Here is a 20,052-nt window from a genome sequence, read left to right as displayed (position 1 = left end):
TCTCCTTGGATACCCGGAGCACCTGTTAAACCAGTATCTCCTTTCACTCCTTTATCTCCTTGGATACCCGGAGCACCCATTAAACCAGTATCTCCTTTATCACCTTGAGCTCCTTTGTCTCCTTGGATACCCGGAGCACCTGTTAAACCAGTATCTCCTTTCACTCCTTTATCTCCTTGGATACCCGGAGCACCCATTAAACCAGTATCTCCTTTATCACCTTGAGCTCCTTTGTCTCCTTGGATACCCGGAGCACCTGTTAAACCAGTATCTCCTTTCACTCCTTTATCTCCTTGGATACCCGGAGCACCCATTAAACCAGTATCTCCTTTCACTCCTTTATCTCCTTGGATACCCGGAGCACCTGTTAAACCAGTATCACCTTTCACTCCTTTGTCTCCTTGGATACCCGGAGCACCCGTTAAACCAATGTCTCCTTTGATACCTTGAGCACCAGTAGAGCCAGTTGCTCCGATTTCACCTTTAGCCCCTGTCTCTCCTTTTGGTCCTTTTATATTTCCGGTAACAGACACAACGCCACCGTTATTGGTATAAAGATCACCGTTAATGGTATTTATATAAATGTCGCCTGGCTTCACTACAGCAGGCACTCCCGATCCACTTGATATGGACTTACCGTCTGCACCTTGCGTATATTTATACCATTTTGCACCATCGTTATAATAAATACCAGGCGTTACATCTCCAGTAGTTGATGTATTGTAAACCATCATACCTGCTACGTGCGTAGTTAATGGAAAAAAGTCAGTTGTTAAACGTAATCCAACTCGCGGATAAAGCAAACCCTTATTGGAACTCTCTAATTCCAGAACAGCATCTTTATTTGGCAAGCCAGTCCCGCCAACAGTTCCATCTTTCACTTTTTGTTGTGCGAGCGCAACTGTTAGAGACATTGAAAAAAGTAAAACAAGAAGTAATTTTTTTGTCATTTCGTAAGTTTTTAATTGCATTGTTATTTAATCGAGAGCTGTTTTTAAGTGTTTTTAGTTTCAAGCAGTACTTTACATTATAATCCTTCAGATAAAAAAGATGTTTGTACAGTTACCATTAAATCTGTCTTTAATTTAGATATGAAGCTTTCCTCGATAGTTGCATACCAAAAATCAATCCAATAGAAAAGAACTTGACTGTATGCCCTGCAAGCAATTAGTGACATTAAATTAACAAAGTGGGATTGGGGGATTTTTCCCCACAACGGGGATATTTATGGCGAAATTGAGAACCTAGTAATCTATCCCAATTTCATTTGAGTGCTAAATAGAAATGAAGTAAAATATTAAAAAGTTTAATGTGTAAATGAGTAACTTAAGCTTATATGTAAAACTTATGGAAATTAAAAAAAACTTAAGTTTTTAGATGCAGCTGGAAATTTTATTTAATGAAGGACCAAATACATTCTTCATTGACGGGGAAGATTAACCACATCTGAGTACCGATATGTTCTCGTGTCTTTTTTAAACAAAAAATCTCTTTTCCCTTTCGGAAATAGAGATTAGTCGATTAGTCAAAATCTTATTTAATCAGATTGTACAACTCATCCAATTTTGGAGAAAGCACAATCTCAATTCTTCTATTTTTACTCCGTGCTTCTGTACTATTATTGGGGCCTAAAGGCTGAAACTCTCCTTTTCCGGTAGCAGTCATTCTAACACTTTCTACTTTTTCTTGCTCTGTTAAAAAACGGACTACCGATGTTGACCTTAATACGCTCAAATCCCAGTTGTCTTTTATCTGACCGAGATTATTTACCTTTTGATTATCGGTATGACCTTCCACTGCGATATTAATTTCTGGCTGTTCTTTTAAAACTTTAGCCAATTGGGTTAATGCTTGCTTTCCCTTTTCATCAATGATGATACTTCCCGAAGGAAATAGCAATTTATCCATTAATGAAACATACACTTTACCATTTTTAATTTCTACGGTTAAGCCATTTTTGGCGAAACCTAATAAGGCTTGTTGTAATTTTTCTTTCAATAAATTGGTCGCCGCATCGCGTTTTCGTAAAACCTCTTCAACTTCTTTTAATCGTTTTTCTCGAGCTGCTAAATCGCCCGACAACTTATTAATTTCTGTAGAAGTGTTGCTTTTCAGTTTAGCATAATTTGCATCAACATCATTATAACGACCTTGTAAATTCCTTAATTCTTCGGCCATTAAAGTGGTGTCTTTTTTAAGTTTTTTAGCCTCAGATTCTAGATTTTCTATTTTAACTTGTTGCTCGTTATTTACTGAGTACAATGAATCTTTGCTTGCTAAAAGGGCCTTATACTTTTTTGGTGACATTACCACGCAAGAGGTAAAAGCAGAGATCATTAAAAGAAGTGCTAATGCAAGAAAGGTATTTTTCATTGTTCGTTTTTCGTTTGGCGTTGTTCGTTTAGCTATTGATAGCATTACGTAAAAATGCGACTAAAGGATAAATGGTTTTACAATCGGCCACAATATTTTCTACTATGGATGTTTTTAAAAAATCACTGTCTTTAATCGGCTTGGAAGCTTCAAAACTCTTTAATTTTAAAAATTCTATATTAGGATCTTCTGGATTGTAACCTTTCGGCGCATTTTTCAATGCATTATCTCTCCCTAATTTAAATGTTGTTGTAAATGTTTCAGACTCTACTACCTCTTTAAAAGCAGAAATGTTATAGTCAATTTCCTGCCGGATGAGTTTTAAATGTGCAGCATCTGGCATCCAATAACCTCCAGCTAAAAAGCTTTTACCGGGTTGGATGTGCAAATAATAACCTGGTTCGTTACCTCCCTTGCCTTTGGCAGAAAACCAAATCCCAAAATTGTTTTTGTACGGATCCTTATTTTTACTGAACCTTACATCTCTGTATATACGCATCAGATGTTTTTTAGGGTCGGCATTTGCAGAAATAAGTGGATCTATTTTAGCAAGCTCGGCCATGATGGATTCTACTAAAACTAACGCATCGGCTTTTGCATCCTCGTAACTTGCTTTATTAATTGCAAACCACTCCCGATTATTGTTGGCAGCAACAGAACTAATAAAGTTTAAAGTTTCTTTTTTCAACATAAAGTTATACTTGTTGACTAATAAAATTTAAAAGCCACCTTAAGGTTTTATTTAAGTTAAAATATTGGGTTTTCTGTACTTTTTATACCAAATAACACCAATCACAACCGCCAATATATATGGGATAACCAAAAGATATATAATCCCCGTATTTAATCCAACGCCTTGCGTATTCCCGTTTTTGGTGCCTTGTTCAGCGTTTATGGCGCACATAGCGCATTGAGCGAAAAGATTTGAACTAACCAGAAAGGTTGATATCAAAAACACTGTGCAAAAAATTATTACTTTCTTCATCGGTACAAATATACAGATTAAGGTGGTGTGAGTTTAAAAATTATGTCATAAAAAAACCCCACTTTTTGGGTGGGGCTTTAATTAAGTTAATCTCGAAAACGAAATTTTATTGAAGAAACCCAGTAAAACTAAAATTTGGATTCTCTACACTTGTAAATTTACCTAACAATTTTCCTGTAACGGGATCAGTTGAATAATCCATTTTAAAGTTGTTAGTATTTAATCGTTGTGAGGTGATAGGAGCCATAGCGGTTACAACAAGAGGACCATTAACATTATCTGGACCTGTATAAGTGAACTTTATTGTCCCATCATCTGCAATGGCATAGTTATAATATAAATTTGCCTCGTATCGAGTTCCGTACTGCGGTATTGCAATCTTCATTTCAATGGTTTTATTGTTGCCATCGAAAGTAAAATCAATATTCTCTAAAGTAAGCGAATAACCACCATTAAACAAATTATTAGCAGCACTCGCCCTTCTATTTACAAAATCAGGACTCCAACCTGCAAATGTAGTTGCATTAGGTAACGCAACTTTAGAATAAGTTTTACCGAGAAGTAAACTAAGCGGAACTAATGGAGTCGGACTAGCCTGAACAATATATTCCTTGCCAGTACTATCATAAAATGCTAGTGTATTTGCATCTTTGAATGAAATCTTTGTAAATTTCACATTCCCATAAACTAAACCATCGCCTATAATTTCTGCTCCTAAGAGCGTAAAAACGAATTTACCCGCGCCCAGGTCAACAGTTCTTTTATCTGCCGATACCACACCATAACTAACTCTTTTACCAGTTAATAAATCGTTGGTAACGTTTAGGGTTATGCCCACCTGTATTGTAGAAGAGCCCGAAACTATGTTTATATAAGGATTTGGATTTCCTGCCAAATATGCTTTAATGTTATCAATAGACGTTTTTAACCCACCACCTAAGTAAGCTGTTTTTTGAGAAGCAGTCGCCTTTACCATAACTAAAGGCTGGCGGAATTGCCGACCGGTAAAAAATAAACTATCCGCATTAGCCCTCACATAAGTAAACTCCACATCAGATGAAAAACCTCTTCCTTGCGCACCACCTAAAGTTGCTGGATTGGGATCTTGCAAAAAGCTTATGTAATTATAGGTATCGAAAATTAAAGTGGCCCCTAAGCCTGCAATTACACGATATGTAGATGCACGCTGGGTGCTTGCCGATTGGCTATTAATATCACTTATCATTGACACGTTACCTTTATTATCAAAATTAAGATAAAAGCCATACCCACCACCAGCGGAGGCTGGAAGCGTAGCAACCCACCCATTTGGCGATGCAATTAGTTGAGTATTCACCAAACTAACTTCCTCTCCACGCCTTTCATCAGGAGTTTTATCAAATGCCGGCTGGAATGATGATTTTTTACATCCTGCCAATCCGGCAAGGAAGAAAAGAAATAAATAAATATATTTTTTCATAGTTGTTTTTATTGAAGAGGACCGTAAAAAAAGTTTGATGGTGAACCGGTTACATAAAACCCACCATATTTACCCAAATTATCATCATCAATGTTAGTAGGTAGATAATCTGCAGTAAAATTATTTTGGGTTAAATAACTTTCAATCGACGATGAAAATTCGGTTGCAAAATAATTAGCATTGCCATATTGATTGCCCGTTCCTTGATCGGCAATACGCGTAAACTTTGTGGCTCCTGATGTTGGATCCACTGTATAAGAGAAATCGTAGACACCATTGTATTGAACACCGCCACCTGAAAAATACGCAACAACACTTAACTTTGTAGTGGAATTAAAAACGAAATCCAAATAATCCAAGTTGTAACCTTTTAAGGCAAACTTCGCCTTAGCATCATTAAACGCAGCAGTATATTGGCTTCCGTTTGGATATTTAGCATAGATTGCATCGCTAGGGTCAACAGGAATATGGCTGACACCACCTTGGTTTAGTACCGAAGGAAAAGACGCACTTTGATAGCTATAACTATCTTTCAAAACTTTCTGAACCTCCTTTTGCAATGTTCTAAAATCAATCCCTAAAAGCGTGTAATACTGTATAACGCTAGCTTGTTTTGCGAGTAAAGCGGCCTTTCCTGCCGGAGTGGAACCATTGGCTCTCGCACGAAAATAGATTTCCCCATAAACGAGAAGCACGGCATTGGTCTCTGCAAAATCTTCAATATACGAGCCAGAAGCATAAGCCGAAACATAACCATTATCCTTTGCAGTTTGGTCCGATACAGCTGGCCAATTTGCATTGTAAGTTGAAGCTGTTATTGTTTTAAAATCATCTGGTATTGGCACCAACTGGTTTAAAATATGCGTAAATTCATGGTGGATTACATAAATTTTACCAACAACAGAACCGGGGTCGTTTACATTAAAACTATTAACATCGTAAAGTGTAATATTTCTGCCAGCGGAAGCTGTTCCTGCAAGGGAAGAACCATTTGTTTGGTAAGCTGGGGAACCAAATAAAACCCATTCTTTAGGCGTGTTCTTTTTAATGAAGGTAGCACCAGCAGCCTTTCTATATGGCAACAAAAATGCATTTAAAACTGCTTGCATTTGTGGGCGAACGCGGGTGGTATCGGGCGCAGAAACTACAACATCATTTGAATATTTATATCTGTTGTATTTATATACAATATCCATATTATATTCATCTAAAAATGTAGATTTAAGCCACGCATCTAACGGAGAATTAGCCGTTGGATTATCTACCGTTGATTTGGTTAAATCTACGTTAAGTTTAGCTTCTTTTTTGCACGACAACAATAAGCTGAAGAGTGTAAGAAACATTAATGATTTAAATATTATATTTTTCATATTCTTTATATTTTTTAAACTTTTCATCTCTATCTAGGATTCAATGGCACTCCAGAAAGTTTAGCCTCATCTGGTATTTGGAAAAGGCGACGGTTGTCTGTTGGACTTAATGTTAAAAAAGTTTCTACAAAAGGTTGTGCAAAATAATTGTGCACAACTGGTAAATGATTTCTTAAAATATCCATCCATCTCATGCCTTCTTGCAGAAAGTGTGTCTTCTTAGTATCTAAGATAAGTTTTATTATACCCTGCTTAATATCCGTTGTATTATAAAACGCAAGTACTTTAGCTTGAGTTACAGCATCGGTACTGGCATTATAATTAACTACATTGTTGGCAAGCAACAAGTTTACGTCTGCCAAAGCACTATCGTACTGACCTAATTGTGCTAAAGCCTCAGCCCTATTCGTTAACACCTCATCGGTGGTAAATAAAGGCATTATCAAATATGGATAACCAACTTGCGCAATCTGATCCGTTATAAAGAAATATTCGTTGTATTTATAAGTAGTATAATTACCAAACGCACCTTGGGTTTTATTTGCAATAGCTTTACCAGTTATGTTACCAGAAGGTCCACCAGCATTATACATACGCAACAATTTATCTCCGAAACCATATCTTTGATCTGTTAAGCGTTGATAAAGGGAGTATTGGGCTGAAAGTAAAAGGTTATACTTCTGACCAGATTGCGTAAACGCTTGTTTAAATTGATCACGCCCTAAACTATTCAAGGTTGAATTAATGGGTCTAATATTATTTGTAAAATCACCGTTTGGCACCACCAAGTTTGCATTATCTATTACTTTTTTCCAATCGCCTTTGAATAAATAAAATCTTGCAGCAAAAGCTTTGGCTGCAGTTGGCGTAAAGTGATATTTTGGTACTGAATAAGCTGAAGATGTTAACAACGGCATGCCTTGCTCTAAATCTTTTTCAATTTGAGCATAAGTTGAAGCCACGGTACCTCTATCATAAGGTTGTATAACTTTCTCTTCTGGGGCAGTTACATAAGGTATTCCCGGCGAATCGTTGGCAGCGCCTATTGTATATTCCTTAGCAAAAAAGGTAACCAACATAAAATGCGCATAAGCTCGCGCAACCAGTGCCTCTCCCTTGTATGGCAAAGCGGCATCGCCAAAATTATTTACTTGTATCGCTTCAAGCGCTTGATTAGAAGCCGCAATAGCCTCATAGCAACTGTTCCAGTAATCTATCGGCGATCCTGTACCAGAGCCTTGATCTTGCCAGAAATATGGTGCACTGGTATTTGTTTCTACCGTACCCTTACCATTTCCCTTATCTTCTGTATTGTCTGAAGCACCCTCAGTAAAATATAAGTAATCTCTATTAGGGTATGCTGTAGCCAGTAATTGGGATAGTTTTGAAATACTATTAATTTCAGCACGATTATCTGGCACTGTTGACAAATACTTTTTACAGCTGGAAAAACTTACTAAAAGTAAAATTCCAAAAGTTAAATATATCGATTTTTCTATTCTCATTTTTATAATTTTAAAATCCTACTTTTAAAGATAGCGTAAATTGTTGTGGCACCGGTAATGCAACGCCACCATTACTAAAAAACTCTGGGTCTTGTCCATTTAATCTTTTATCTGAATAAATGGTGACAAGATTGTTGGCAACAACAGACAAAGATGCAGATGACATTTTTAATTTTTTTGCTATTGATTGAGGCACCTCGTACCCTAAAGAAATTTGCTTAAGTTTAATGTAATCGCCTTTGGCCACATTTTCAGTAGAAAAATTGTAACTATTGTACGCATATTTTGCATTTACAGTATTTCCATCAGCATCTTTAACCAAGCTAGATGTGTAAAGATCTAATATGGCCGGCACGCTCGTGAAATTTTCATCTCCTGGCTTTTCCCATCTGTTGGACAAGTTTTTAGACATTGCAGTAAAATCTGTGTATTCTGCTGAAGACGATTGGCCGAGGCGAACATAATTACCTGCTGCAAACGTAAATAAACCAGATAGCACGAATTGCTTATACTTAAAACTGTTGTAAAAACCACCGGTAAAAGTAGGATCTATAGGCCCTTCGTACTTTAAATAAGCAATATCAGTAGCTTGCAAATTAATAAAAGTGTTGCGTTTGCCATTGGTATCGATGAAATATGGATAACCATAATTATGATCTAAGCCTGCAAATTGGAGTGAATATAAACCTGCTTGCGCATTCCCTACCACGGGACCACCATTGTCGTCTATCAAATTAAAAACATTCGAAGAGTTTTCCAACTCTGTAATCTTGTTTTTATTAAAAGCAAAGTTAAACTGGGTTCTCCATTTAAAATCTGTTGACGAAATTGCGTTACCAGCGAGTGTAAATTCTAAGCCTTTTGCTTTCATTTTACCATAGTTGGCTGTTTTAGTATATTGTCCACCTATGCCCGAAGTTTTAATTTGCCCAATCAAGTCATATATATTTCTTTGATACAAATCAACCGTTAAGTTAAGTCTATCCTTAATAAAAGATAAATCAATACCTAAGTTTGCTTCTTTCAATTTTTCCCAAGTTAATTCGGTATTTGCTAAACTACTAATGTAGGTTTGCGTTTCTTTATCAATTGAATATGGTCTTTTAGATAACTCACTATAATAAAGTGCCGCTGCATTACTTGCGTTACCTAAATTAGCAACTAAACCGTAAGTAGCTCTAATTCTCGCAGAACTTAAAATATTATTTTTTGGCCAAAAGCTTTCTTGGTCTACGTTCCAAGCTCCAGATACATTCCAAGTTGGAAGCCATCTAGCAGCTGTACTCGCACCCAATAGGTTTGAACCATCATATCTAGTTGTCGCATTAAAACTATATTTATCTTTATACGCATACGCACCTCTTAAAGCGAATGCTGCAAATCGTTCTGATCCGAAACCCATACCAAAATATGGCGCATTACCAATTTGACCTTTTTTAAAATAATTATAGTCTGCATTTACAATACCTCCATTGCCATATTGATAGCCTACACCATCAAAATTTGAATATTGGCGATCGATATAACGCGTTTCCATCGAACCAAAAAAGTTCACCTTATGGTCTTCATTAAAGGTTTTGTTATACTCTAAATTTTGTCTGAAATAGAAATTTTTAAGGTTGTCATCGTTGATATTATAAAAACCGCCCGATGGCAAAGTTACCTTAACAGTTGCATCTAACTGATCTGGGTCTTGAAAGAGAAAAGGATTATTACCTTGCACGGTTGGATCATTTGCGCCAGCTCTAAAAGCTTGTGCAGCATTTGCATTTTCTGTTATAGTAGCTTGTCGTTGTGTTTTAACATACCTGTATGATCCATCAATAGAATACGTTAACGATGGAATAATTTTATATTTTATGCCACCTTGAACCTTTAAATCAATTTGACCAATACTAATGTAATTATTTGCAATTTCATTTATAATGTTAAAAGGCGCATAACTTCTCGTAAAATACTCTAACGAACCATCTGAATTATATGGCGTTATTGCTCTACTTGTATTTAAAGCATACGAATATGGGTTAATATCAAACGATCTTGAAACAGTACCATACAAAGCATCGGTAGCACTATTCTGAGCACCTGGGGCCTTTTGATCTCTGATTGATCCGTTTACCAAAAATTCTCCACTTAACTTATCGCTCAATTTAAGATTAGCGCGAAAATTACCAGTATAACGATTTACACTATTTCCAAGCGTTTGGCCACTATCATGTAAGTATGAAGTAGATGCGTAAGTTTGGAATTTCTCAGTACCTGAAGATAAACTTAAAGAATGCTCTTGTTGCAAAGAATTTTTGTACAAAACGTCAAACCAATTTGTATTTGCGTTAGCATACCTATTTAAAAAATTAAGCCTGCTCGTTCCGTCGTTTTTCAACTCGTAACTATTTGTAGTAGGGTTGTAATTATAAATCGCATCATACATCTTACCAAATAGGCCAACGTTTGATCCCTTGGTAGACGCTTGCCCAAAATAACCTTTATCTAAAAGTTCCAAATCTAAATTTAATTGATCTGCAGAGTTTAAGATATCAAATTGAGAATAATTCGGTTTTGCGTAGGTGGTTAAATTGGTTGTGTAATTGATAGTTGGCCTACCATCTGATTGTCTTCCCTTCTTCGATGTAATTACAATAACGCCATTCATTGCCCTTGCACCGTACATTGCGGTTGCAGCTGCATCTTTTAGCACTGTAAAACTTTCAATATCGTTAGGATTTAGGCCAGCTAAAGATGATCCGACTAAAGTATTTGGATCACCAGTTGATAACGCGTCGTTCGAAATATTAACAACATCTTCTAAAACAATTCCATCAACAACAAATAAAGGTTTATTATCTCCTGAGATAGAAGTTGCGCCACGCACTCTTATTTTTGGTGCAGCACCAAATGTTCCAGACACGTTTTGAACTGAAACACCAGCAACTTGACCTTCAAGCATTCTACTTACATCAGGCACACCAGCTCTTTGAGAATCTTCTGCCTTTACTAAACTGGATGCTCCTGTAAACAGCTTTCTATCCAAAGTTTGATATCCTGTAGATACCACATTAACTTCATTTAATTGATTTGTATCTTCTGAAATAGAAACCTCAATAAAGGTTCGTCCATTAACAACGACCTCTTGCGTTTTATATCCTACTGATCTAACAATAATCGTGGCACCTTCTTTTACTTTTATTGTAAAATCGCCTTGCGCATTAGTAGATACAGCATTGTTTGTACCCTTTTCCATTACACTCACCCCCGGCAAAGTAGAACCATCTTTTTTGTCCTTAATCCTACCTTTAACTACAATATCTTTACTAATACTCGCTTTTAAAGGCTGCTGAAGTTTTAAAATTACTTGTTTACCTACTAATTGGTAACCAATATTTTTTTGTTTTAACTGATCTAAAGACTCCGTTATAGAGCTCAATTTTTCTGGAACAACTAAAATCGTGTTTTTTTTTATTTCGTTGGCATCATAAACAAAACTGACTTTATACGCAATTTCAATTTTCTTTAAATAATTATCCAACCTTTCATTTTCTGATTTTGCTTGCCTTCCTTCGGCCTTAGCTAAAAATACAGAAAAGACAGCTAAAAAAATTAATGCCATTCGGCAGAAACCTGTTTTAACTCTTCTTTTGTAGTAATTTTTCTCCATAGTTTGTTTTGATTTTTCTGGTTTATAGATTTGACGGTTTAATTAGGAATTTTTAAATAGATAATATCTTTTATTTTTTTTGTTTTAAATCCATAGGTAACATTTAATATTTGCAGTACCTCGTGCAAACTGTTCGATTTAAAATCAGCGTTGAGCTTTTTATCATGCATAAGATCTCCAGATAGTTTGATATCTACATGATAATATTCGCTAAGTTGTTTGCAAACATCTTCTAAAGGCGCTTCAACAAAAACAAGGTTTTTTGTTAACCATGCATCTCCATTTAAAGATGACCTAGTAACAATCCGATTACTATTTATGAAGTAAGTAATTGCTTCATCTGCCTTCAAAAATGAAGTTTTACCTTTGTCGTAAGGCAAGAAAGAGACTACACCAGTTTTAACATCCAAATCGATTTTATTATTACTTAAAGCTATATTAAATGAAGTCCCCAAAACCGACACAGAAGACTCCTTCATAATTACTTTAAAAGGATGTTTATGATCTTTAAAAATTAAGAAAAAAGCTTTGCCTTTGTTAAGGTAAACCGTACGTGTATTTTTATTAAATACCTTTGGATAGATCAATGTACTATTCTCAGCAAGCATGATTTTAGACCCATCGGCGAGAAATACAGAGTCTGTTTGCCCGTTGTGTGTTGACCTAGTTAATAAAGTTTCAGATTTGGTACTTAATGCCCAATAACTAACAAACGATAGCAAGGATATTGCAGCAATAGAACCTATCCATTTCAACACGATATTCTTTTGATTAGCATGATTAGGTAAACTTCTATTTAATTCAAGAACAGATTTTCTCTCATTAATTTCATCTAAAACCGCTCCATTTGATGACATTACCCAAATTTCGGATAATTGTTGAAAATAGTTTTCGTTTTCGTTAGATAAGGAACGCCAATGCGCCAATTGGAATGAAACTTCCACGTCATCGGGATTATCGAGAAATTTGGCAATTAAAGCTTGCGTTTCGGCGTTTACAATCATTAAGTTAGTTTACTTGGTAGTGCTTAGACAAACAAACCCTGTAAAACCCCTAGTGACTAAAAAAGTTTTTTTTATTTACAGAAATATTGAGATTAATTTTAAATATCCTTTTCCTTTTTTATTAAGGGTCTCGTCATTCAAAAACCTACCTCTCAATATTTTCAACGCATTTCCTATATGATTTTCAACTGTTTTTTCCGAAATGTTTAACTGCGTTGCTATTTGCTTATATTTTTGCCCTTCAAACCTACTCAGTTTAAAGATTTTTTTACATTGTGCGGGCAACTTATCAATTTCTGAGTGTAGCAGTGCAATCACTTCATTCTCCTCATCCAAGATATCAATTTCATCATCAGTCAACTGATTAGCTATTTTTAAATGATGCTGATCTAAGCTCTTCTTTCTTTTAAGAGAATTTAAGGATAAATTAATAACGATGCGGTAAAAATACGGCTTAACGAGTTTCACCTCCCCAAGTTGGTAGGGATTTTCCCAAATTTTTAAAAAAACGTTTTGGACTACCTCTTCTGCCAATGCCGCATCTTTCAAATAACTGTTGCTGGCTAACAGAAGTTTAGAAAAATAAGATTTATAAAAATAGGTAAAGGCAACGGTATTATTATTAATAATAACATTTTGCAATTCTAGCCCAGTTTCTATATTATCAACATTCTTCAAATTAGAACATGTCTTTAGTTAATTTGCCTCAACATACAAAAAAAAACATATTATAGCGATTTAAGTTTTGCGAAATCATAAACCTTAAGTATGAATATAGTAAGGAGAAATCATCAAGTAAACAATTACGCCCGTAACTGCAACATACAACCACAAGGGGAATGTAATTCTAGCTATTTTTTTGTGCTGTTCAAACTTTCCTGATAGCGCACGAACAAATGTGATTAATACAAATGGAATTATAATTACCGAGAGCACAATATGTGTGATTAAAATAAAGAAATATACTGTTCTAATTACGCCCTGCCCACCGTAAGAAGTAGAATCTGAGGTCATGTGGTACGCCACATACATCCCTAAAAACAACACAGAAAGGGCTATTGCAAATTTCATCAAATTTTCGTGCAATTTTCTCTTCCCATTTTTAATTGCGATTAATGCAATTACCAGTATAACAGCGGTAATACCATTTGTAGTGGCATATATCGGCGGGAGAAATGTTAAGGGCTTTACATCGAAACCTAATTTTCGAAGATTAACGCCAAATAGCGCCGCCACCACCAAAGGAATGGCTATTGATAAAATAATAATCCAAGTGTTATATTTTTTTTCTGCTGAAGTATTCATACTCATCTATTTTGCAACCTAAACTTGGTCAGTTACGGTTAAACCACTAACCAACCAGACAACTAATCCTCTAAAAAACTAACTTATCTGCCATCCTTAATACCACGCAAATCTTCTGCTACCAACACTTTTATCTCATCGTCTAACTTAGACATTGCCTCATCATTAGTTGCGTCATAAAAACCTCTAATTCGGTGTTGATTATCTAATAACAGTACTTCATTACTGTAAATTATCTTTCCAATTGCATCTTTTTGATGGTCAACTACATCTAGCAGTAAACCTTTGCGTACAAATCGATACACTGATGTAGTATCGCCACTTAAAAAATTCCATTTATCTGCCGGAAGATTCATTTTTGCCGCATATTCACCTAATTGCTTTTGATGGTCGGAAGGATCGACGGAAATACTAATAAAGTGAATTAACTTATTTCTTAAATAACCTGTTGCAATTTTTTTTAAATTTTGATTTGCAACAGTTATTGGGCTGTTTACATAAAAAAGATTGATGATTATCAGCTTATCTTTATACTGATCCCAACTTATTGTATCGCCCTTCTGATTTTCGAAGTTAAAATCAGGCACCTCGTGATACACCGTATCGGGGATTTTATCACCTCTTACCATTCGAAACGTTGAGGCGACTTGTTTCTCTCCGAAAAAAGGCAAGCGCTTATATCTATTCTTTGCGTAGTGCGGCAAAAGGTAAAAAAACAAAAATCCTGGTACAGCTAAGATGCTAACCAGGATTAAAATTTTAAATGTTGATTTTGATTTCATTAATGATTAATCATGTGGACACCAATAAAATGTCCTTCTATGAGCATTAAAACAATAAAATAAATAATCAGTATAAAAGAGAGTGATAAGACTAATTGAAGTCCTAACTTCTCAAATTTTAAGTGCATGAAATAAGCAACTATATAAAAAGCTTTTAACAAAGTTAAAGCGATATAGATATAATTACCAATGTGTTGAGGGATATGTCCGCCTGGAATTGCCCAAAGCGCAATAATAAATTCAATTGCGGTAATAATTGTTAAAATACCAGCAACTTTTAAAATTTTGCCCTTATCCATACCAGCATGGTCGCCATGCTCATGTTCTTCGTTCGTGTGCGTATGTTCTGCCATAATATATTTTTAAAATAAGTTAAACCAAGTAAAAGAATGTAAATACAAACACCCAAACTAAATCTACAAAGTGCCAGTATAAACCAACTTTTTCTACCATTAAGTAACTACCGCGCTTTTCAAATGTTCCACAAATAGTCATTATTAAAATAATCACATTGATCATTACTCCAGTAAATACGTGGAAACCGTGAAAACCTGTTATTGTAAAAAATAAATTGGCAAACTGTTGCGCCGCAACTAAAGATACCGGGCCTACAAACAAATGTTTTAATTCTTCAGCTGATGGAATTTGACCCCACCAAAATCCTTCATGGTGCAAGTGACCCCACTCTAAAGCTTGGCAACCTAAAAACATAAAGCCAAATATAATTGTGGCTACTAACCACCAAATTACTTCTTTCTTTGCCTTTCTATGTCCGGCTTCTACAGCCATAACCATTGTTACTGAACTTAAGATTAATATAAAAGTCATTATACCCACAAATACTAATGGATAACCGCTATCTGCAAAGCCTGGTACAGATTGGAATACTAAATCTGGATCTGGCCAAGTAAATTTAGAAAAACGTTGAGCGCCGTAATAAATTAAAAGCGACGAAAATGTAAAGGCATCCGATAAAAGGAAAATCCACATCATTAGTTTACCATATTCTACCGCCCAGGGAGAACGGCCACCATTCCATGGCCCGGTTTTAACTTGATCTAATTGTGATACTGAATTCATTTGGAAAAAGTATAATAGTTTGTTAACAAATTTAACGGTTCAAAAGTAAAAAAACATAAAGATATATCCACAATATATCTATAAAATGCCAAAAAATAGATGCAATTTCCATTCTGTATTCCTTTTTGGCTAAAGGAATATTTTTGTAACTACCAGCTAACGCATTGAATATAAGCCCAACACCAGCAATAATATGGAATAAATGCAGCCCCGAAACGATATAAATAAACGATATAGCTGCATTATTATTTACCAAGGTAGCACCAGTTTTTACTAAATTACCCCAAGCTGAGAATTGAATAAACCCAAAAACTACAGCTAAAATAACAGATAACCATAGCATAACACGCTGTGTCTTAAAATTGGATTTCCTTAGGCATCGAGACGCAATCATAAGCGTTATACTGCTCGCAATAATTACGAATGTGCTATAAATAAAAGCATCAGGCAACACTAAACCATGACCCTTACCTTTAGATGCTACAAATACAAGATAATAACTTGTAAAACCACCAAACATGATTGTTGATGATACTACAAATAACCATACTATAAACTTTCTTGGTCTTGGATCAAATATATCTTGCTTATTTTCCATTGTTAAACTCATAATTATTTTATAATAAAATCAAACAGTAAAACCAACTGTACGGCTGGTAAGTAAAAAAACGAGCAAAACATTAATTTTCTGGCATCTGCCAGTTGTTTATTTATTAATAATTTAAAGGCCAACCAACAAAAAATTACACCTGCTATAATTGAAACACCAGCAATATAATAACCGCCGAAACCATAAAAGGTTGGCAGTAAACTTACCGGGATTAATATTATCGTTGTGGCAAATATTACAATGGCCGATATTCTATCTCTGTTTTTAGTTGGTAACAATCTGAAACCAGCTTTCTTATAGTCATCATCCAAAACCCAAGCGATTGCCCAAAAATGAGGGAACTGCCATACAAATTGAATCAAAAACAAAATAAATGCGATCCCGTCAATCTTTCCATGTGCTGCAACATATCCAATAAGTGGTGGCAAAGCGCCCGGAATTGCACCAACAAATACTGCTATTGGCGATTTTCGCTTTAGTGGTGTATAAGCAAATGCATAGAGAAATATTGAAAATACAGACAATAGACCTGTTTCTACATTTAGTTTTCCCAATAGAAAAGTACCCAAAATACCCATTACTAATCCAGAAACTAATCCCTGTCCAGTAGTCATGTGCCCAGCAGGCATTGGTCGATCTTTTGTTCGAGTCATCAATTTATCCAAATCGACCTCAATAACCTCATTAAAACAATTGGCAGCAGACGTAACCAAAAAGCCACCTGCAATTAAAATAAGCCAATTTAACCAATTAATACCAGGAACTACACCATCAACTTTAACCTGCGATCCTATTAAAAATGTAATCGACGCAGAAAAAACGACTAAAAATGTTAATCTAAATTTTATGAGTTTCGAGAAATCTGAAAAAAACTGCTTCAATTCCTTAATATATTATTGCTTATATGTTCTTGTTCTATACACCAACAAGTACAAATAAAATTGTAAACTAAATAAAACCGATGAGAACAAAATATGCAAGGCCTGCGCCATTGGTGGTAACGACATGTAAGCTAAAGCAATTCCTGTAACCAATTGGATAAGCAACGTTGCAATAATATACTTAGCTGTAACCAAAGGTTCTGCCTTCCCACTAAATCGATCTATAACCATTTTGTACACTATCGCATTACAAACAATCACCAAAATGGCAAAATCGCGGTGATAATGAAAAATACTGCCAACCTTATCTACCCACGTCTCTCTGCCTGGCAAAGCAAGTGATTTAGAAATCAAATCTACGCCTTCTCTTACCTCTGTGCCTAATATAATCTGAATAACGCTTACTACTAATGTAAAAAACAAAAACCCCTTTAACCATGAAATCCTATACATTATTACCGACCGTTCTTTATGCAGTTGTTTTGCATAACTGTATGTATAAATGGATATTGATAAAATTAGCAGGGCCAAAAGCATGTGCACGGTTACAATCCATTGCATTAAGTTGGTAGAAACTACTATCGATCCCAACCAAGCTTGATAACCAACCAAAAATATATTAAGTATGCTTAATACAATAATCCGTTTAGCAGTTTTTCGATACGCGAAAGAGTAAACAGCTGTTAGTAATAAGAAAAGTCCTGTGGCTACACCAAACAAACGGTTAATGTATTCAGTCCAAGTTTTGGCTACATTAAATTCCTCTGGTAACGTGATGGTTTTATCATGTCTTACACTATCTGCCAAATCCAATTTACCCATACTTTCAAGGTATTTTGCGAATTTCTCGTTCTTTTTCAGTCTGCCTTCTACATACTTTTCCTTGTAATCAGCAGGCAATTGCGATAATCTCGTAGGTGGAATATATTGATCAAAACATTTTGGCCAATCTGGGCAACCCATTCCAGAACCGGTACTACGTACTATGCCACCAGCCAATATAACCAATAGCGTTACCACTATCGTTATAAGGTTGATTTTTATAAAACGTTGTTCTGAAATCTTAATCATTATATTATCTAAGAGAAAAGGGGCATCTGGATAAGCAGAAACTTAATCAGATACCCCTTAAATATGATTATAAGTTTATATTATTAAACTTTATCTACTATAACCGGATTAGCTGCTTCCCACTCTAACTGAATACGTTCAGCTTCTGGGTTTCCTTCAAAATCGTGAGGCAAATTAGAGCTCATTGTTTGAGAGAAAGGCACAGTTTGAGGTATAAAATCTCCTTCATCGCCTGGCTTGCTATAATCGTAAGGCCAACGGTAAACTGTTGGAATTTCGCCAGGCCAGTTGCCGTGTAAATGTTCTACTGGAGCAGTCCATTCTAAAGTGTTTGCTTCCCAAGGATTTTGAGTAGCTATTTTACCTCTAAAGATTGAATAGAAAAAGTTAAATAAGAACGCCACTTGTGCGAGGGCAGCAACGATGGCAGACCAAGTTACAAATACATTCACTGTTAACCACTTCTTCATAAATTCAAACTCAGTAAATGCATAATAACGACGTGGAACACCATCTAGACCCAAAAAGTGTAAAGGGAAAAATACCAAATACGCAGCAACGAAAGTTAACCAAAAATGAAGGTAACCTAATTTAGGATTCATCATTCTACCAAACATTTTAGGGAACCAATGATAAACCCCAGCAAGCATACCAAAGATAGCTGCAGAACCCATTACTAAGTGAAAGTGAGCAACTACGAAATATGTATCGTGAAGCGTAATATCTAATGATGCGTTACCCAACCAAATTCCAGTTAAACCGCCAGAGATGAAGAATGACACTAAACCAATTGCAAATAACATTGCCGGTGTAAACCTAATATTTCCACGCCATAATGTGGCAAGCCAGTTAAAGGTCTTTACCGCGGAAGGTACGGCAATAATCAACGTCGTGACCATAAACACACCACCAAGTAGCGGATTCATTCCTGTTACAAACATGTGGTGACCCCACACTAAAAATGATAGTACCGTAATACCAATTAATGAATAAACCATTGCATGGTAACCAAAGATTGGCTTGCGAGAATTAACAGCCATAACCTCTGATGCGATACCCATTGCTGGCATAATTACAATGTAAACCTCAGGGTGACCTAAGAACCAGAATAAGTGTTGCCATAAAATTGGAGATCCACCTTCATTTGGTAATATAGTAGTTCCCATTACGATATCTGACAAATAGAAACTTGTTCCGAAACTTCTATCAAATATTAATAACACCACGCCAGCAACTAATACTGGAAAGGAAAGGATACCCAAAATAGCAGTTAAGAAAAACGCCCAAATTGTTAATGGCATTTTCCAAAGATCCATACCTTTTGTACGCATATTCAAAATGGTACTCACGTAATTGATACCACCCATTAACGATGATGCTACAAATAGCACCATACTAATTAACCACATGGTCATACCCAAACCCGAACCTGGAATTGCTTGTGGCAGTGCAGATAAAGGCGGATAAACTGTCCAACCTGCTGATGCCGGCCCTGTTTGTATGAAGAACGAAGCCATCATAATGGAACAAGCAGTAAAGAAGAACCAATAAGAAAGCATATTCAGAAATGGAGATGCCATATCTCGTGCCCCAATTTGCAGCGGGATTAAGAGATTACTAAAGGTACCACTTAAACCAGCAGTTAGTACAAAGAATACCATTATTGTACCATGAATGGTAACTAATGCAAGGTAAAAATCGGACTTTATTCGACCACCTTCAGCCCATTTACCTAAAAATGTTTCTAAAAATGGAAAGCTTTTATCAGGCCATGCCAGTTGGATACGAAATAAAATAGATAAAAACATCGCAATTACAGCCATGATAATACCTGTTATCAAAAACTGTTTTGCAATCATTTTATGATCCATACTGAAGATATACTTCGAAATCAAAGTCTCCTTATGGTGCCCGTGATCAGCGTGATCGTGATTGTGTTCGTCGTTTAATACTAATGTTGACATAATTTTTT

16 protein-coding genes and 1 pseudogene are annotated in these 20,052 nt (G+C 35.7%); all 17 read right to left on the bottom strand.

Features of this window, described 5'->3' with window-relative positions; genetic code table 11:
• A pseudogene (locus EZJ43_RS17310) lies at nucleotides 1-950 on the bottom strand (collagen-like protein); the annotation flags it as partial.
• Between the two features lie 583 nt (nucleotides 951-1,533).
• On the bottom strand, nucleotides 1,534-2,373 hold the full coding sequence (locus EZJ43_RS02750; RefSeq protein ID WP_133261123.1) for an OmpA/MotB family protein: 840 nt from the start codon (nucleotides 2,371-2,373) through the stop codon (nucleotides 1,534-1,536).
• Nucleotides 2,374-2,401: 28 nt separating this feature from the next.
• Nucleotides 2,402-3,064 (bottom strand): DUF2461 domain-containing protein, encoded by a 663-nt coding sequence (locus tag EZJ43_RS02745; protein WP_133261122.1) that lies wholly within the window; start codon nucleotides 3,062-3,064, stop codon nucleotides 2,402-2,404.
• A gap of 400 nt (nucleotides 3,065-3,464) precedes the next feature.
• Entirely contained in the window at nucleotides 3,465-4,817 is a 1,353-nt protein-coding gene (locus EZJ43_RS02735; RefSeq protein ID WP_133261120.1) for a DUF4302 domain-containing protein, read from the bottom strand.
• An 8-nt stretch (nucleotides 4,818-4,825) separates the two neighbouring features.
• Nucleotides 4,826-6,187, bottom strand: a complete 1,362-nt coding sequence (locus tag EZJ43_RS02730; protein WP_165953072.1) for a substrate import-associated zinc metallohydrolase lipoprotein — start codon at nucleotides 6,185-6,187, stop codon at nucleotides 4,826-4,828.
• Nucleotides 6,188-6,216: 29 nt separating this feature from the next.
• Nucleotides 6,217-7,692, bottom strand: a complete 1,476-nt coding sequence (locus EZJ43_RS02725; protein WP_207924550.1) for a RagB/SusD family nutrient uptake outer membrane protein — start codon at nucleotides 7,690-7,692, stop codon at nucleotides 6,217-6,219.
• Between the two features lie 10 nt (nucleotides 7,693-7,702).
• A complete protein-coding gene (locus EZJ43_RS02720; protein ID WP_133261117.1) occupies nucleotides 7,703-11,347 on the bottom strand; it encodes a SusC/RagA family TonB-linked outer membrane protein in 3,645 nt (1,214 codons plus the stop codon).
• 38 nt (nucleotides 11,348-11,385) lie between these two features.
• Nucleotides 11,386-12,351 (bottom strand): FecR family protein, encoded by a 966-nt coding sequence (locus EZJ43_RS02715; RefSeq protein ID WP_133261116.1) that lies wholly within the window; start codon nucleotides 12,349-12,351, stop codon nucleotides 11,386-11,388.
• 75 nt (nucleotides 12,352-12,426) lie between these two features.
• Nucleotides 12,427-13,029 (bottom strand): RNA polymerase sigma-70 factor, encoded by a 603-nt coding sequence (locus tag EZJ43_RS02710; protein ID WP_133261115.1) that lies wholly within the window; start codon nucleotides 13,027-13,029, stop codon nucleotides 12,427-12,429.
• Nucleotides 13,030-13,113: 84 nt separating this feature from the next.
• On the bottom strand, nucleotides 13,114-13,656 hold the full coding sequence (locus tag EZJ43_RS02705) for a DUF420 domain-containing protein (protein ID WP_133261114.1): 543 nt from the start codon (nucleotides 13,654-13,656) through the stop codon (nucleotides 13,114-13,116).
• An 83-nt stretch (nucleotides 13,657-13,739) separates the two neighbouring features.
• The gene (locus EZJ43_RS02700; RefSeq protein WP_243718025.1) at nucleotides 13,740-14,360 is read right to left on the bottom strand and encodes an SCO family protein; all 621 of its coding nucleotides are present in this window, start codon (nucleotides 14,358-14,360) and stop codon (nucleotides 13,740-13,742) included.
• Between the two features lie 77 nt (nucleotides 14,361-14,437).
• Nucleotides 14,438-14,791 (bottom strand): cytochrome C oxidase subunit IV family protein, encoded by a 354-nt coding sequence (locus EZJ43_RS02695; protein ID WP_133261112.1) that lies wholly within the window; start codon nucleotides 14,789-14,791, stop codon nucleotides 14,438-14,440.
• Between the two features lie 19 nt (nucleotides 14,792-14,810).
• Nucleotides 14,811-15,518: a cytochrome c oxidase subunit 3 gene (locus tag EZJ43_RS02690; RefSeq protein WP_133261111.1), complete on the bottom strand. Its 708-nt coding sequence runs from the start codon at nucleotides 15,516-15,518 to the stop codon at nucleotides 14,811-14,813.
• A 31-nt stretch (nucleotides 15,519-15,549) separates the two neighbouring features.
• Nucleotides 15,550-16,128 (bottom strand): cytochrome c oxidase subunit 3, encoded by a 579-nt coding sequence (locus EZJ43_RS02685; protein ID WP_243718024.1) that lies wholly within the window; start codon nucleotides 16,126-16,128, stop codon nucleotides 15,550-15,552.
• A 2-nt stretch (nucleotides 16,129-16,130) separates the two neighbouring features.
• Nucleotides 16,131-17,009, bottom strand: a complete 879-nt coding sequence (gene cyoE, locus EZJ43_RS02680; RefSeq protein WP_133261109.1) for a heme o synthase — start codon at nucleotides 17,007-17,009, stop codon at nucleotides 16,131-16,133.
• 12 nt (nucleotides 17,010-17,021) lie between these two features.
• Entirely contained in the window at nucleotides 17,022-18,080 is a 1,059-nt protein-coding gene (locus EZJ43_RS02675; protein ID WP_133261108.1) for a COX15/CtaA family protein, read from the bottom strand.
• 83 nt (nucleotides 18,081-18,163) lie between these two features.
• On the bottom strand, nucleotides 18,164-20,044 hold the full coding sequence (locus EZJ43_RS02670) for a cytochrome c oxidase subunit I (RefSeq protein WP_207924548.1): 1,881 nt from the start codon (nucleotides 20,042-20,044) through the stop codon (nucleotides 18,164-18,166).
• Nucleotides 20,045-20,052: the final 8 nt, after the last annotated feature.

Origin of the sequence: Pedobacter changchengzhani (genome assembly GCF_004354365.1) — a bacterium.
In the GTDB taxonomy this organism is placed as follows: Bacteria; Bacteroidota; Bacteroidia; order Sphingobacteriales; family Sphingobacteriaceae; genus Pedobacter; species Pedobacter changchengzhani.
Note: the sequence above shows the minus strand (reverse complement) of the source record. Positions and strands in the feature narration are given on the sequence as shown.